Source organism: Tahibacter amnicola, assembly GCF_025398735.1.
GTDB lineage: Bacteria > Pseudomonadota > Gammaproteobacteria > Xanthomonadales > Rhodanobacteraceae > Tahibacter > Tahibacter amnicola.
The window spans coordinates 1,505,282-1,521,652 of sequence record NZ_CP104694.1 but is presented as its reverse complement, the minus strand read 5'-3'; the positions used below and the strand labels follow the sequence as shown (position 1 = coordinate 1,521,652).

9 protein-coding genes are annotated in these 16,371 nt (G+C 65.7%); 1 reads left to right on the top strand and 8 read right to left on the bottom strand.

All coding sequences use genetic code 11. From position 1 onward, the window contains the following. Positions 1-9,159 carry a tandem-95 repeat protein gene (locus N4264_RS06390; protein ID WP_261696232.1) on the bottom strand — a complete coding sequence of 3,053 codons (9,159 nt, stop codon included), beginning with the start codon at positions 9,157-9,159 and terminating at the stop codon, positions 1-3. 459 nt (positions 9,160-9,618) lie between these two features. Between N4264_RS06390 and N4264_RS06385 the strand changes: the two genes are divergently transcribed. Continuing rightward, positions 9,619-10,542 (top strand): branched-chain amino acid transaminase, encoded by a 924-nt coding sequence (locus tag N4264_RS06385; protein ID WP_261697582.1) that lies wholly within the window; start codon positions 9,619-9,621, stop codon positions 10,540-10,542. Between the two features lie 98 nt (positions 10,543-10,640). Here the strand turns inward: N4264_RS06385 and N4264_RS06380 are convergent, their stop codons facing one another. From N4264_RS06380 to N4264_RS06350, 7 genes are all read right to left on the bottom strand, one after another. After that, the gene (locus N4264_RS06380) at positions 10,641-11,330 is read right to left on the bottom strand and encodes a response regulator transcription factor (RefSeq protein WP_261696231.1); all 690 of its coding nucleotides are present in this window, start codon (positions 11,328-11,330) and stop codon (positions 10,641-10,643) included. Positions 11,331-11,599: 269 nt separating this feature from the next. Next, entirely contained in the window at positions 11,600-13,327 is a 1,728-nt protein-coding gene (locus tag N4264_RS06375; RefSeq protein ID WP_261696230.1) for a TonB family protein, read from the bottom strand. Further along, entirely contained in the window at positions 13,327-13,725 is a 399-nt protein-coding gene (locus N4264_RS06370) for a BlaI/MecI/CopY family transcriptional regulator (RefSeq protein ID WP_261696229.1), read from the bottom strand. The genes N4264_RS06375 and N4264_RS06370 overlap by 1 nt, the downstream gene beginning before the upstream one ends. An 83-nt stretch (positions 13,726-13,808) precedes the next feature. After that, positions 13,809-14,297 carry a hypothetical protein gene (locus N4264_RS06365; protein WP_261696228.1) on the bottom strand — a complete coding sequence of 163 codons (489 nt, stop codon included), beginning with the start codon at positions 14,295-14,297 and terminating at the stop codon, positions 13,809-13,811. Between the two features lie 119 nt (positions 14,298-14,416). After that, positions 14,417-15,316, bottom strand: coding sequence for a 30S ribosomal protein S6--L-glutamate ligase (rimK, locus tag N4264_RS06360; RefSeq protein ID WP_261696227.1), 900 nt, complete (start codon positions 15,314-15,316; stop codon positions 14,417-14,419). Next, the gene (locus N4264_RS06355; protein ID WP_343231991.1) at positions 15,291-15,758 is read right to left on the bottom strand and encodes an ATP-dependent zinc protease family protein; all 468 of its coding nucleotides are present in this window, start codon (positions 15,756-15,758) and stop codon (positions 15,291-15,293) included. The genes rimK and N4264_RS06355 overlap by 26 nt, the downstream gene beginning before the upstream one ends. A 307-nt stretch (positions 15,759-16,065) precedes the next feature. Next, a complete protein-coding gene (locus N4264_RS06350) occupies positions 16,066-16,359 on the bottom strand; it encodes a hypothetical protein (protein WP_261696225.1) in 294 nt (97 codons plus the stop codon). Positions 16,360-16,371: the final 12 nt, after the last annotated feature.

The window sequence follows — 16,371 nt, the reverse complement described above, 5'->3', positions numbered from 1 at the left end:
TCAGGGACGCGGGCAGGCGGCCCCGTTGGTGAGGTCGACGATACCGAACACGGTGACCGGGGTTCCTGTATTGATCGATCCCACGTAAGCCGACGATGCCGTCGTCGCACCGGTGTTCGGAATTTCCTCCATGCGCGTGATGCCCCCTACCTCTTCAATGTGGTAAGCGTCGCACGGCGCGCCACCGCATTGGGTCGGGCTGGCCGGCGTACCGGACACCGTGTTGCCACGCTTGATGACACAGCTGTTGTCTTCGAAGCCGGTATAGGAAACGCCGCCGACAAAGGCCACCGCAGTGTTGGTGTTATGCGTGGCGACGTTGTTGTCAAGGATCGCCATGTCGAAGTCGGAAACACCCACGCCGCCGAAATTCACCGTCTGAATGCCTTCACCGCCGCTGTTGGAAACCAGATTGTTCATGACCTCGATGCGTGACAGCGCATCTTCGTCAACCGCATGGAAGAAGCCATGGCCCGGCGGGTTGGTGACCGTGTTATTGGTGATGGTGCCTGTCACGGTCGAAACATCGTTCACGTCGGTCGCGATGACGCCGTTGCCACCCGCGCCAGTGAAATCGTTGTTGTCGATGAAGATGTCCGTCGTGGTGGATTCCTGACCGCTGATCAGGATGCCCGCCGCGCGGGCCGCCAAGGTCACATTGATCGTATTGTTGACGAAATCCAGGGTACTGGTGCCGTTTGAACTCAGCGCGGCAGCGCCCCAGGTCAGCGACGTGGCGCGGATATTGGTGAAGGTGTTCCCGTTGATATTCGCGGTGAATGCCGAGGTGCCGTTGGGTTGCACGTTGAAGGCATTTCCGGCACTCGCGCCGATAACCGCCGGGAACGAGAACTGCACATTGCCCGTCACGTTGAGGGTCATGTTCAGATTGTTGTTGACCAGGCGCACCAGATCTTCCGCGGCGCCGTCAAAACTGCCACCCGTGATCGCCACTGTGCCGCCCACTTGCGACAGGTTCAGGCCGTGCTCTTCGTCGGCGTCACCGGCGTCCACAACGTCGACATTGGCCATCGTAAGACCGTTCGAATTGGCGATGGAAATGCCGTGCGAACCGGTATTGAAGAGGCGCATCCGCGTCAGCGACAGGTTATTCGACGCATTGACGACAACGCCCTCCGCGGTGGTGTTCTGAATGATGCCGCCGCTGTTCACCCCACCAGTACCGGTGACCGTCAGGCTGCCCCCGGTCGTGGTCAGCGCGATGCCATTGGCAGCGCCGTTGGCGCTGATCGCTTCGAAGGTCATGCCACTGCCCGAGATCGTGGTGCTGGTGACAGTCAGTGCAGTACCTGTCGTCGAGGTGATCGAGTTGCCGGCCCCCTGTACGGAGATCGAGCCACCGCCGGTGGCGCTGAAACCGGCACCGGTCGTCGTCACGATATCGAGGTTGCCGCCGGTGAAGTTGATCGTCGCGCCGCCGTTGGACGAGAGAACGACACCTGCTGCCGAGCTCGTGATCGCCTTGCTTGCTCCGCTGAACAGGATGGTGCCACCCGTGCGCGAATCGACCCGGATTCCGCTCGCACCAGAACCACACGATGTGCAGGTGAGATTGCCTGACAGAGTGACATTGCCACCTGCGGCGCCGGCGATATCGACCAGGCGTCCTGCCGTGGTCTTGGCCACAGTACCCGCATAGCTGATGCCGCCACCGGCGCTGCCGCTGACCAGGAAGGCGGACTGGTTCGCGGCGTTACCGCTGATCGCACCACCGTTCATCGTCAGAGAACCACTTGATCCGGTAAGGCTGATGCCGGAGCCCGTGCTGTTCGTGGAGCTGACGCTGGTAAAGGTTGTCGTACCGAAGTTGGCGGTGTTCGACAGGATGGCCGGCCCGCCCGTGGCCGCGACGGTACCACTGGTGGCGCTGAGCGGTGCATTCGTGACAGAGACAGCCGTGCCGGCCCCCGTGGTGACGTTCAACGCATTGAACGCCGCCGTGCCGAGGTTTGCGTTGAGCAGCAGGCCCGTACCAGCGCTCGTCTTGTTGATCGTGATGCCGCCGGTGAATGTCATGGCGCCGGCTGCCGGCTGGTTCTGGATCGAGACGGCCGTGCCGGAGACATTGCCGATATCCACCGTGCCAGCAACGCCCCAAGTGCCGTTCACCGCATCGAGCAGGACGCCTTCGTTGTTGCCACTGCTCGCATCCAGGTCGACGAAGGTGCCCGCCAGCGTGCCGGTCACCAGGTTGAGTGCGCGCCCGGTGCCGTTGAGTGTCAGCTCGGAGAACGTCAGCGTGCCGAAGCTGGTGCCGCCGATGTCGGTACCGGCGGCGCCGCTGTCGCCGATGACGACGCCGCGGATCATGTTGCCCGTCGCCAGCGCCACGCAGGTGACGCCGGAGCAGGTCAACGTGGGCGCTGTACCAGCCAGAGCCGGAAAGGCCGAGCCGGTCACCGGCGTGATGCCGCTGTGCGTTGCAAGCGTGCCGGAAGCGCCGGCACCGATCAGCCGTTCGCTCGTCTCCAGCGTGATGCCGGTCGTGTAGCCCGCGGCGTTGAAGGCGACGTAAATCGTGTCACTGGCCGAGTCGGTGGCCACGGCAGCGCCCACCGTCTGGAACGGACGCGCCTGGGTTCCGGTACCGGCAGCAGCAGCCCCGGCATCGACGAACCACACGAACTCGGTGTTCTGGATGTTGAACGCGATATTGGCCGTATCGCCACCCGTCACCGTGTAGCAGAACGTCCGGGTCGCGTTCGCGACATTGGCCGGCGGCTCGTAGCTGAAGGTGCCATCGGCATTGAGCGTGAGGCGGCCGTTCGCCGCGCCGGCGTCGAGCAGGTTGCCCGGCGTGGTGCCGGTGCAGCTGCCGAATCCGAAGCCGGTGATCGTGCCGGCGCCCATGATGTCATTCGCATCAACTTCCGCCGCGCCCAGCGCCGTCTGCAGCGTGAGATGCGGCGTGACGTTGTAGCTGTCATCGGCGGCGAGCGAGCCGAAAGCAATCGTGGCGGTGTAGTCTGCCGCCATGTTGTCCGGCGGATCGATCGCGTCGGCGTCGGTGATGCCCGTGGCGCGGACAGTGAGCGTGCAGGTCTGGCCGGCGACGGCGGCGTCGGTCGGGTCGATCGTGACGCTGGTGGCCGGGCTGGCCGTCGTCAGGATGAAATCCGCCGGCGTCGCAGCCGGGCATTCCAGGTCGAAGCTCGTGTTGGCCGCGTTCGCCAGCGTGCTGAAGGCAACGCTTTCGTCGAAATTCACCACGATCGTGCTGTTCGGCAGCACGTCCGTCGCGCCATTGGCCGGCACGGTCGATGTCACGGTCGGCGCCGCGTCGACGCTGAACGTGCGCACTTCGTTGGCGGCCATGAGGTTTGGCGGATCCGCCGTATCACTGTCGCTGACTTCCGTTGCGACAACGGTCGCCGTGCAGTTGCCACCCGCCGGCAGGCCGCCGGTCGGCGTGACGACCAGGGAGCCGGTTCCGGTCGCCGGCAATGCGGGCACCGCGGTGAATGCCACGGGAACCGCGTTGCAGAGCAGCGTCACCGCTCCGGCGGTGAGGTCGACGTTCTCACTGAAGGTGATCGAGAGCGTGGCGGTGGACGCGACGGTGCTGGCATTGGCCGGCGTGAACACCGTTACCGTCGGTGCCGCATCCGTCTGGAACGAGAACACGAAGTTGGCCGCCATGTTCTGCGGCGGATCGAAGCTGTCGTTGTCGCTGACCTGCGCTGCCACCACGGTACCGGTACAGGTTGCGCCGCCCGGGAGAGCGGTGCTCGGCGTCAGTACGACAGAGCTGACATTGGTGGCCGGCAGGCCGGTGACGGTGACCGCGCTGCCGCAGTTGAGCGTGAAGGCCGAGGCGGTCAGGTCCACTGGCTCGGAGAAATTCAGCGTGATCGTCGCATCGGAGGTCACGGCCGTCGCGCCGTTGGTTGGCGTCGTCGAGGTCACCGTCGGAGCCGCATCCGTGGTGAAGCTCACCACGAAGTTCGCGGCCATGTTGTCCGGCGGATCGATCGCGTCGGCATCGACCACGTTGGCGGCCAGCACCGTCAGGGTGCAGGTCGCGCCACTGGGCAGGCTGCCGGCATAGGTCGGCGTCAGCGACATCACCCCGGTGCCGGAATCACCACCGGTGATCAGGTTGCCGCCGCCGCAGGTGAGCGTCACGGCACCGGCCGAGGCGTTGACCGATTCACTGAAGGTCACCGACAGCGCGACGTTGTTGGCAGTGGTGCTGCCGTTGGCGGGCGTGGTGAGCGTCACGGTCGGCGCGTTGTCGATCGCGATGGAAATGGTGTCGGTATCGCTCAGCGCGCTGCCGGTGCCGGTATTGCCCTGATCGTCCACGACGATCGTCAGCGTTACCGGATTGGGGGTCGGAACGGCGACGGGCGCGGTGTAGGCCATGCCGTCGAATGCGGCATTGATCGCCGCCAGCGTGCCCGTGGCAACGACGTTGTTCGTGCCCTGGCCGGTGATCGACACCAGGCCGCCGGTGTTGGCCAGCGCGATGCTGCCGTCAGCGGCGGTCGGGACGGACACCGTCGCACTGATGGTGCCGCCGCCGGCGTCGATGTCAGCGGTGCTGACGACATTGCTGTTCGCCGCATTGAAGACCCGCGTCGCACCGGCGCCGATCACCTGCGCGCCCGGAACGGTGTTGACGGGTGCGTCGTTGACGCAGTTGACCGTCATTGTCACCGTCGTGCTCGAACCACCCGGCGTCAGGGTGTAGGTGAAGGTGTCGAGCACCGTGCCCGGTGGGTTGTTGCAGTAGTCCGGATTCGGCTGGTACGTCAGGCCGGTGCCGCCGCCCGTGATGACGACGGTACCGTTGGCCGGCTGCGTGACCGAGGTAATCGAGATCGGTCCGCCATCCACGTCGGTGTCGTTGGCAAGCACGGGAACGGCAGTGGCCGGGTCATCCTCGGCCACGGTAGCGCTGTCGGCAACGGCGACCGGCGCGTCATCGGCGCAGGTGACGGTCATCGTGACCGTGGCCGTCGAGGCACCCGGCGTCAACGTGTAGGTGAAGGTGTCGAGCGTGGTGCCCGGCGGGTTGTTGCAGTAGTTCGGATTCGGCTGGTAGGTCAGGCCGGTGCCGCCGCCGGTGATCACGACAGTGCCGTTGGCGGGCTGCGTCACGGACGTGACCGAGATCGGACCACCATCGATGTCCGTGTCGTTGGCCAGGACGTTGACGCTGGTCGCGCCGGCATCCTCGACCACCGTGGCGGCATCGTTCACCGCGACCGGCGCGTCGTCCGCGGCGGTGATGGTGATGGTCACCGTCTGCGCGGCCGACGTGTCGACGCCACTGTTCGCGGTGCCGCCGTTGTCCTGCAGGGTGACGTCCACGCTCGCCGTGCCGTTTGCATCCGGAGCGACGGTAAAGGTCAGGGTTCCGGTCGGCGAAATCGCCGGCGGGATGGTGAACAGCGCAGCGCCACTGGTGACGTTTGCGGTGAAACTGACCGTCTGGCTGCTTTCATCCGCCGGACCGGGCGAGATCGCCGTGGCCCAGTTGGTGAGGGTGGTCAGGCCGGAATCTTCGTTGACCGTCGGATTGGTGCCGGCCGTGAAGCTGGGCGCGTCGTTGACCGCCGTGACAGTGATCGTGAACGACTGCGGCGCGGACGTATCGGAACCGCCGTTGGCGGTGCCGCCGTTGTCCGACAGCGTCAGGGTGATCGTGGCCGTGCCATTGGCGTTGGTCGCCGGCGTGTAGGTCAGTGTGCCATCCGCGGCCACGCTGGGACCGGCGGCGAACAGGCTCGGGTTCGTATTGCCGGTGACGTTGAAAGTGAGGGTCTGCAGACCGCCGTCGTTGTCGCTGATGCCCGTTGCCCACGGGTTGACCGTCTGCGCACCGGCGTCTTCGAGGATCGTCTGGTTCGGGCCGACGGTGAAGCTCGGCGCATCGTTGACGTTGCTCACCGTGATGGTGAAGGTCTGCGCCGCGGAGGTGTCGACGCCGCCATTCGTCGTGCCGCCGTTGTCCTGCAGCGTGACACTGACGGTGGCCGTGCCGTAGGTGCCGTTCTGCGCGGTGAAGGTCAAGGTGCCGTTGGCAGCGATCGCCGGCGCGGCGCTGAACGCCAGGTTGCCGGTCGTCGCGCCGACGGTGGCGGTGAAGGCGAGCGTCTGGCCATTTTCATCCACAGGGCCCGCCAGGATGTTGGTGGCGAATGCCGCAAACGTCGACGGGCCGGCGTTCTCGAGTGCCGACGCGGAGGCACTCAGGTCGAAGGAGGGTACGTCGTTGACCGGCGTCACCGTGATGGTGAAGGACTGCGGCGCGGACGTATCCACGCCACCGTTGGCCGTACCGCCGTTGTCCTGCAAGGTCAGCGTGATCGTGGCCGTGCCGTTGGCGTTGGCCGCGGCCGTATAGGTCAGCGTACCGTCGGCGGCCACGCTCGGACCAGCCGAGAACAAGGTCGGATTGGTGTTGCCGGTGACGTTGAAGGTCAGCGTCTGCGTGTTGGCGTCATTGTCAGTGATTGAAGTCGCCCAGGCGGCGACCGTCTGCGGGCCGGCATCTTCCAGCGAAGTCTGGTTCGCACCGACGACAAAGCTCGGCGCATCGTTGACGTTGTTCACCGTGATGGTGAAGGTCTGTGCCGCGGTGGTGTCGACGCCGCCATTCGCGGTACCGCCGTTGTCCTGCAGGGTGACGCTGACGGTGGCCGTGCCGGAGGTGCCGTTCTGCGCGGTGAAGGTCAAGGTGCCGTTGGGGGCAATCGCCGGTGCGGCGCTGAACGCCAGGTTGCCGGTCGTAGCGCCGACGGTGGCGGTGAAGGCCAGGGTCTGGCCGCTTTCATCGGCCGGCCCGGCGAGGATGTTCGTCGCAAAGGCAGCAAAGGTCTGCGGTCCGGCGCTTTCGAGCACCGATGCCGAGGTACCGAGATCGAACGACGGCACGTCGTTGACCGCGGTGACGGTGATCGTGAAGGACTGCGGCGCGGACGTATCCACGCCACCGTTGGCCGTACCGCCGTTGTCCTGCAAGGTCAGCGTGATCGTGGCCGTGCCGTTGGCGTTGGCCGCGGCCGTATAGGTCAGCGTACCGTCGGCGGCCACGCTCGGACCAGCCGAGAACAAGGTCGGATTGGTGTTGCCGGTGACGTTGAAGGTCAGCGTCTGCGTGTTGGCGTCATTGTCGGTGATTGACGTCGCCCAGGCGGCGACCGTCTGCGGGCCGGCATCTTCCAGCGAAGTCTGGTTCGCACCGACGACAAAGCTGGGCGCATCGTTGACGTTGCTGATAGTGATGGTGAAGGACTGCGCGGCGGAGGTGTCGACGCCGCCGTTGGCGGTGCCGCCGTTGTCCTGCAAGGTCACGTTGACGGTCGCGGTACCGATGGTGCCGTTCTGCGCGGTATAGGTCAGCGTGCCGTTCGGAGCGATCGCAGGTGCCGCGCTGAAAGCCAGGGTGCCGGTGGTCGCGCCGACGGTGGCGGCAAACGTCACGGTTTGCGTGGTCTCGTCGGTGGGACCGGGAACGATGGACGTGGCGAAACCGGGAACGGTCTGCGGCCCGGCATTCTCGAACGCGGAAGTCGACGCCTGTACCGTGAACGACGGCGCGTCATTCACTGGCGTCACGGTGATCGTGACTGTCTGCGGTGCCGACGTATCGACGCCGCCGCCGGCCGTACCGCCATTGTCCTGCAGCACCAGGGTGATCGTGGCGCTGCCATTGGCGTCGGGTGCCGCCGTGTAGGTCAACGTACCCGTCGGCGAAACCGCGGGGGCGGTCGAGAACAGGGCCGGATTGGTGTTGTTGGTGACGTTGAAGGTGAGCGCCTGCGTATTGCCGTCGCCGTCGCTGATCGCGGTGGCCCAGTTCGCGACTGTTTGCGGGCCAGCGTCTTCGAGGGACGTCTGCGCACCACCGGCCGTGAAGGTCGGTGCGTGGTTGATGGCGTTGACCGCAATGGTGAAGGTCTGCGCGGCGGACGTATCCACGCCGCCGTTGGCCGTGCCGCCGTTGTCCGTGGCAACGACGCTGATCGTGGCAATGCCCGAGGTGCCATTGGTCGGCGTGTAGGTGAGCGTGCCGTTGGACGCGACGGCAGGAGCGACCGCAAAGGTGAGGTTGCCCGTGGTATTGGTCACGGTCGCCGTGAAGGTGACCGTCTGGGATGTCTCGTCGGCAGTCGGACCGCCGCTGATGCCGGTTGCCCAGCCGGCTACCGTCTGTGCGCCGGCATTTTCCGTCACGGACTGGTCGGCGCCGCGGGTGAAGAGCGGCGCATCGTTGACGGGCGTGATGGTGATGGTCGCCGTCGCTGGCACCGAGGAGCCCTGCCCGTCGTTGCCGGTGAAGGTGAAGCTGTCGGTGCCGTTGTAGTTCGCGTTGGGCGTGTAGCTGACCGTGGCCGATGTCGGGCCGGTCGGCGTGATCGCACCGAGCGTACCGTTGGCGGGGCCTGTCGCGATGGCGAACGTGATGTTGGCGCCTTCCGGATCCGTTCCGGTCAGGGTGACGGTGACGGCCTGGTCTTCCAGGGTCGTCGCCGTTGCCGGTGTCACGGTCGGTGGATTGTTCTGCAGATCGCGCACGTCGACACGGAAGAACGCGCGCTGATTTTCGAGCGCGCCGAAGACCGCTACGATATCGATAGCGCTTTCGGTGGTGGTGGCATCGCCCGTGGGATCAGTCGCCAGCGGTGCGGCATTGGCCCAGTCGCTGACGTCGCCGTCGGCGGCAAAATTCGCCGCGATCGCAACACCGGTGGCGATCAGGAACAGGGAAAGCACGCGCCAGGCGGCTGTGCGCTTGGCCCTGCGTGCCCCCAGGAAGGCCACGATGCCGGCCAGTACCAGGAGGATCGGCCAGGTGAGAAAGGGAATCGGCAGCGCCGGCAGGCCCAGGAGGATCGGGCCGCCCGACGGCGTGGTGAGGAGGTCGTCCTGCCCGGTCGCGCTGTTGGCGACGACTGCCAGTCGCAGCGCATTGGGCTGCCAGCCCGAACTGATATTGGCCAGCGCATCGGTCAGTTCGACGACGTCCGCGCCGCCCAGGCCGTTGTTCAATCCGACGGGATAACCGCCGCCGATCGGGGTGTCCGCACCGAAGGCGCCGCCGGAGCAGGCCGCGCGGCGCACGGCGATGACCTGGGGCGTAGCGCCTCCGGTGACTTCGGCCTGCAGCCGGAAGTCGGCGCCGGTCATTGCCGGTACGGTACAGCCGCTGGTGGGCCGCCCGTCGCCGTCAACGTAGATAGAATAGGTATACGTTTGAGCGTTTGCTGGAGACGCTAGCAGCGCGCCAAGAAAAAGGCCGACAGCCGCCAGCCCGGCATTCACAATTCGCATATGCCCATCCTCGTCGTTGCGAAAGCGGCAACGCCAGGCGCTGCCACTGAATACCCCGCAGACAGCGTCGATGGGCTTTCCCAGTCGGTTCGTCCGCAACCCCTGCGCTCGAACCATCCCCCTCACCGGCCCCCGAAGGGGCACGCCATCTACCCGGGTATCCTAACCAATCCGATTAATTTTTTGTTTCGTTGGTGAACTTATTCTTGACGGTGGTGTCGCGGCGGTTCGCCAGAGGTCCGGACTTTTGCGCTAGGCAAACGCCGGTAGCGTCGCTAGGCTGTCGGTTTCTCGTCACCGCACACACCCAAACCCATCGCTATGCAATATCCCGACCACATCTGGCACAACGGCAAGATCAAGCCCTGGGCCGAGGCGACGACTCACGTGATGTCGCACGCCCTGCACTATGGCTCTTCCGTTTTCGAAGGCATCCGCTGCTACGAAACACCGAGCGGCCCGCAGATCTTCCGTCTGACGGACCACAACAAGCGCCTGTTCCAGTCGGCCAAGATCTACGACATGGCGATGCCCTACTCGGTGGAGGAAATCAACGCCGCGTGCCGCGAAGTGATCCGCGCCAATCATTTGTCGAAAGCGTATTTGCGCCCGGTGGCCTATCGTGGCCTCGGCGGATTTGGACTTTCCGCGGAAACGCCGACCGATGTCGCCGTGGCCGCCTGGGAAATGGGCCCCTACCTGGGACCGGGTGTGCTGGAGGCGGGCATTGATGCCTGCGTGTCGAGCTGGCAGCGTTTCGCCCCGAACACGATTCCCGCGGGCGCCAAGGCCGGTGGCAACTATCTTTCGGGCCAGCTGATTGCACGCGAAGCGCGCCGCCTGGGTTTCGGCGAGGGCATTGCGCTGGCGTCGACGGGCCTGCTGAGCGAAGGCGCCGGCGAGAACCTGTTCCTGGTCTTCGAAGGCAACTTGCACACGACGCCGGTGGCCAGCGCCATTCTCAACGGCATCACCCGCCACTCGGTCATGACGCTGGCGCGCGATGCCGGGATCGGCGTCATCGAGCGCGACCTGCCGCGCGAATACCTTTACCTCTGTGACGAGCTGTTCATGGTGGGCACGGCGGCCGAGATCACGCCGATCCGTTCGGTCGACGGCAAGCCGGTCGGCACGGGCAAGCCCGGTCCGGTCACGCATCGCATCCAGGAGCTGTTCTTCGGCCTGTTCAACGGCAAGACGCCGGACAAGCACGGCTGGCTCGAACCGCTGGATCCCTGATCGGATTCGCTACCGAATGGTGAGTGCCGCAGGGATCGCGGCATCGGGTGGGGCACACCAGCTGGCGCGCGGCCGTCCGGGCGCGCGCAGGATCGGCATCACCCGTTGACGGCGGCGTCCGGATCGACCATCCGGTATCCAATGCCGTGCCGGGTCTGGATCAGCGGCTTGTCGAAGGGTTTGTCCAGGGCGGCGCGCAGGCCGTGGATGTGTACGCGAAGGGAATCACTGTCGGGCAGTTCCTCGCCCCAGACGCGGTGTTCGAGGTCCTGCCGGGTGACGACCGACGGGCTGGCCTCCATCAGGAATTGCAGCAACTTCAGGCCGATCGGATTGAGCTGAATCTGCTTGCCGGCGCGCGATACGGTCAGCGTATCGAGATTGAAGCTCAGGTCGGCCACCTGCAGCACGCGGCTCTGCGGCCCCTTGCCGCGACGGGCCAGGACCGACAGGCGCGCTTCCAGTTCCTGCAGCGCGAACGGCTTGGTCATGTAGTCGTCGGCACCGGAATCGAAGCCGGAGAGCTTGTGATCGAGCGCATCCCGCGCAGTGAGCATCAGCACGGGAGTCTGCTTGCGCGCCTCCTGGCGCAACTTGCGACAGACCTCCAGACCATCCATGCCAGGCAGGGTGAGGTCGAGGACGATCGCGTCGAAATCGTTGACCACGGCCAGGTGAAGCCCGGTGACGCCGTCTCCGGCGAAGTCGACGACGTGGCCTTTGTCTTCCAGAAAGTCGCCTATGTTGGCGGCAATATCCCGATTGTCTTCAATGACGAGTACGCGCATGGGGCTGGCTTGGTGAACTCCGTTTCGGGAAGGATGCACCTGGATCGGTGCCCAGGAAAGGGGCGTCGGTGCGTCCGGATGCCGGAAAGAAAATGGCCCAAGGAGGTGCCATTGGGGGAACACACCTCGCTTGGGCCAAAAAGCTACTGCCCCGATTACCGTAGTCTGCTCGTCACGACCTGACCTTGGGAGTGTTCGCAGAAAGTACAGTGGGGACGATACTAGGAAGCGGGTGCTTAAATGGTCGTTAAGCGGCTTTGACGGAATCGTTAACCGTTTAACGGTACGGTGGTGACAGTGCTTTCGCCGTCCTCATAGCGCCGGCAGATGCGGGTTCCGGTCACGATATGGCAGTCCTGCCCGCCGGAGCGCGACTCGTCCGTCGCGGGCGCACGGGCGCCACCGCCGGAATTGCCGAGCGAAAAGACGAATGTGCGCGCAAAGCGGCTCGACGCGGTGGCATCCGTCCCCGTCTGGAAGCGCCATTTGCTCAGCGCCGAGACCGCCGCCCGCTCGAAGACGCCCGGCGGATCAGCCCGCTCCACGCGGATATCCCGCGCGATGCCCGCCGCATCAACGTAGTAGGTGAGCTCCACCTGACCCTCGACGCCCCGCATCAGAGCCGTTTCCGGGTAGGCCGGCGGGATGTACTGGGTCGGCAGCGGCTGCGCCGTCTCGACGACGGGCTCGGTCACCGCGACCGCGGGACGCGCCGCCATGGCCAGGTTCCCGACCGCAGGCAGCCGGGCGGCCGAGGCCGTGATCGCCGGACGATCCAGGGCCAACCGAGGCATTTCGACCGCAGCGGCCGATTCAGTCGCCGCCGCGTCGGCGACGGGCAGTTCCACCGCTGGAGCGGTCAGCGGCGGCACGACGACGGCCGCACGCTCGAAGCGCAGGTTGTCGACCGCGATCGGCGCGCGCGCCGGCGCATCTGCCGGATTGCTCAGCAGGCTGCGCAGCTGCCAGGGCGTGAGCACGTCCGCGAGGCTGGTCCGGGCCCATTCCACCCGCTGGGCGGCCGCGATGACCAGTACGGCCAGGGTGCCCAGCAGCGCCGGTGCCAGGCGCGCCATTACCCGGGTGTCGAGTGTCGTAGGCGGTACGCGGGCGATCAGCTGCACACGCTGCAGCAGCACGCCGCCGGTCGCCGTCAGCGCCAGCTCGCCGGGCGAGGCCAGGCGCAACTGTTCGAGGTCGGCCAGGGTTTCGACGTAGGTGCGCGGACTGGCGCGGCTGATCCGCAGCACCAGCTCATCGCAGCAGACTTCGCGCTGGTGGCGCAGGTCACGCGAAATCCAGTGCACGACCGGGTGATAGAACAGGACGGTCTCCACGACCACCTGGAACAAATTGACGACGTGATCCCAGCGGCGCAGGTGACCCAGCTCGTGCGCGAGGATCAGTTCGATCTGCTGCGCCGGAAAACCCAGCGCCACGGCGGCCGGCAGCAGGATGACGGGCTTGAACCAGCCGACCAGGGTTGGCGTTTGGACAGCCGCGCTATGCAGCAGGCGTATGCCGCTGCTGACGCCGAAACGGCGGCACAGCTCGCGCAGGCGGCCATCCCACTCGGCCAGCGGGCTGGCCTGGCGGATCAGTCGCTTGAGGCTGTGCCAGTGCATCAGCGCACGGCCGGTCAGCATCACCACACCGGCGCCCCACAGGGCAACAAGCCAGGGGAGGAGTTCCTGCCAGTTCGACCAGAAGCCCGGTTCGGCGGCTGCGGCTGAAACGACCGTGGTGCCTGCAGCGACCAGGGTGGCGGCCGACTCGACGGGCGGCGACTGCACCAGGTACCAGGCGGTAATGAGCGGAAGCGCCGTCAGCGTGGCGAAGGCGCCCAGGCCCCAGGCGTACCGCTGGTGCCCCGGCCGGAGCCAGGGCCGCAGCGCACCAAAGGCAATACCTACCAGCGCTCCCTGCCAGAGGAAGTGGAGCAGAACCAGGCCCAGCACCCGGATTGACGGGTCCACCATACCGAGCCAGCTTTCCATTACTTCGACTCCCGGTCCAGACGGTTCAGCAACGCACGGATTTCTTTCAGCTCCTCGCGCGAGGCACTCTGACTGCCCAGCGCGTGCAGCACCAGCTGCGACGCCGAGCCGTCGAAGACGCGATCGACAATATCGTTGAGGAACCGCTTCTGCGTGCGTTCCTTGCTGATGGTCGGCCGGTAGACATGTGCGCGCTGGGAGTCATCGCGCTCGACCAGTCCTTTCCCGTGCATCACCTGCAGCAACTTGAGCGCGGTGGTGTAGCCGCCCCCCTCATGCAGATAGAGCGCCTCGTGCACTTCCCGCACGGTACTTGCGCCCTTGTCCCATAAAACACCCAGGATCGCCAATTCTGCTTCCGTCGGCCTGGGGACTTCGCTGCTATGACGTGGACTCACAGGTCACCCATTCATGTAACGAGACTCAAGCATGCCCGAGGCGACCGGCGCCGTAAACCGGCGCCGGACCGTCGTTGCGGGGCTCAGTTGCCGCGCTGCATCTGGGTGCGGCCACGGCTTTCCTGCAGCGAATTGACCGTGTCGCGACGCTCGCGCTCTTTGTCGGCATAGGTCATGCAGGTGCTCTGCGGACGGTTCGATCCGGTCGGCGCGCGGCGCGTGCAGATCAGGCGCTTGCCGTCGCGCTGGGCCAGGATGGCGTTGACCTGTTCCTGGGCGTTGAGCAGCTCGAGCTTCTCGTTCTCGCGGAAGGCCGAACCGTCGGAGTGCGCGCTCAGCAGGCGCTCCATGACGGCCAGCTGGCGGTTGATGGTTTCGCGCTCGGCGTCGGTGACGAACTCATAGCGGCCACCCTGCTTGATCTGCGAGCGGATGCTGGCCGCCTGCGTCTCGAACTGGGTCTTGTTCTCGGCGGTGAGGACGTTTTCGGCGGGCTGATCCTTGGCCTGGGCGGTCAGGGTGAACAGAGAGAACAGCGTAGCGGCCGCGAGAGAAACCATGCGGAATTTCATCAGTGGACTCCAGAAAGTGATCGTATATGCCCCTGCTTACTGGCCGACAGAGAGCTCGCGGCAGCATGCAGGTCGATGCTAGACATACAGCTCCGGCACTGTCAACGATTACTTTCGTACTATTTGTTTCGTCGCTTGGCCCGGGTCTGCGTCCGGTGCGCGATGTACTCGATGATAGCCCCGGCCACGTCGACCCCGGTCGCCCCTTCGATGCCCTCCAACCCCGGCGAGGAGTTGACCTCCAGGACCAGCGGCCCGCGCTTGGAGCGCAGCAGGTCGACGCCGGCGATATTGAGCCCCATGGTCCGCGCGGCGTGTATGGCAGTTTGTGTCTCGCGGTCGGAGAGGTCGGCGTCGGTGGCGGTGCCACCCCGGTGCAGATTGGAGCGGAATTCGCCCACCCGGGCCTGCCGGCGCATCGCGGCGACCACCTTGCCGCCGACGACAAAGCAGCGGATGTCCGCCCCCTTTGCCTCGCGGATGAATTCCTGCACCAGGAAATTCGCATACAGGCCGCGGAATGCCTCGATCACGCTCTGCGAGGCAGACGCCTTCTCGGCCAGCAGCACGCCCTGCCCCTGCGCGCCCTCATTGAGCTTGATCACATGCGGCGGCGGCCCGAGCAGGGTGAGCAGGTCGGTCGTGTCGTCGGGGTTGTCGCCGAACACCGTCCGGGGCAGGCCCAACCCTTCACGGGCGAGGAGCTGCAGGCAGCGCAGCTTGTCGCGCGCGCGCAGGATGGCGTCGGAACGATTGGGCGTGAATACGCCCATCATCTCGAACTGGCGCAGTACCGCCGTGCCGTAGAAGGTGACGGATGCGCCGATCCGCGGAATGATCGCGCAGTAGTCGGCCAGGCGCTTGCCCTTGTAGTGCACGCTGAACTCGCCCGGTGCGATTCCCATGTAGCAGCGCAGCGGATCAAGCACGCGTGCCCGGTGTCCGCGCTGGCGCGCGGCCTCGACCAGCCGTCGCGTTGAGTATAGTTTTGCATTACGCGACAGGATTGCGATATTCATTTTCTAGCTCCGGCCCACGGGCACCCCAGGTTCCGCTGCACAGATACGAACGACGGGGATCGACCTGGAACCGGCCCGCGAGGGCCGTGCGTCCCAGCAGCATCGGGAACAGCATATTGCGGCGACTGGTCAGATTGATTTCGGCTTCAAACTCCAACGACCCCACGCGCACCGCTGCCAGGATGAACCACCGTTCGGTGGCATGACCACTGGAATCGGTCACGCGGCGTCGATCCGTCGCCTGCGCCTCGGCGACCACGACCGACGGCCCGTGCCGGTTTCCCGGACGGAGCTGGAAACGCAGCCACGTCTGGTTGCCGCGCCGGAATCGTTCCAGCGAATCGACGTGCAACGAAGAGGTGCGTGCACCGGTATCGACCTTGGCCTTCACCGCCACGATACCGAGCCCGGCCAAGCCCACCCATTCGCGCCAGCCGATCACAGGCAGGGTCTGCATGAATCCTCGTACCGGTGGTGGGCGCGTCCGGGTACGACGGGCAGTGATCCGCGGCACGAGACAGTGGCAGCAGCGGCGACGCCCGTTCGCGAGTCCGTAGGCGCGAATATAGCAGAGGGGTACCACGGGCCGGCAATGCGCCAGCCGGCCCTAGGGAAACACCAGGTCCCGCACCGGCTGCACGCGGCCGCCGTCGTAGCGGGCTTCTTTCATCCGGCCGGCGCTCAACGCGAAGATCCGTTCGCCGACGAAGAACAGCCGCGCATTGCCGTACCAGTCGGTACAACTGGCTTCACATTCGATGTCGATGCGGCCTCTGCATGTCGGGCACGCCGGCCGTGCGCAGCTGGTCTCCGTCCAGGCGCAGGAAGACGATGTCGGAGACGATCTCGTCACTCCAGCTCTCGTCCACCGTCGAATCCGGCCAACCCGGGCTGCCGAACAGCTGCACGCCTCCCGCCACGACGCCGCTATTGAATGCGTGGCTACGCAATTCCGCAGACGGGTGAGTCGGCACGTGCACGGTGGACGCGAGCACTGGCTGCACGCGTTCTGTCACGTAAGAAATGGACGATGTCCGACGCATGATGAAAGGACC

Bases quoted from the DNA above. Each gene is read 5' to 3' on its own strand.
- N4264_RS06350 (WP_261696225.1), bottom strand. From the start codon at position 16,359: ATGCGTCGGACATCGTCCATTTCTTACGTGACAGAACGCGTGCAGCCA.
- rimK (WP_261696227.1), bottom strand. From the start codon at position 15,316: ATGAATATCGCAATCCTGTCGCGTAATGCAAAACTATACTCAACGCGA.
- N4264_RS06375 (WP_261696230.1), bottom strand. From the start codon at position 13,327: ATGGAAAGCTGGCTCGGTATGGTGGACCCGTCAATCCGGGTGCTGGGC.
- N4264_RS06390 (WP_261696232.1), bottom strand. From the start codon at position 9,159: ATGACCGGCGCCGACTTCCGGCTGCAGGCCGAAGTCACCGGAGGCGCT.
- N4264_RS06365 (WP_261696228.1), bottom strand. From the start codon at position 14,297: ATGAAATTCCGCATGGTTTCTCTCGCGGCCGCTACGCTGTTCTCTCTG.
- N4264_RS06380 (WP_261696231.1), bottom strand. From the start codon at position 11,330: ATGCGCGTACTCGTCATTGAAGACAATCGGGATATTGCCGCCAACATA.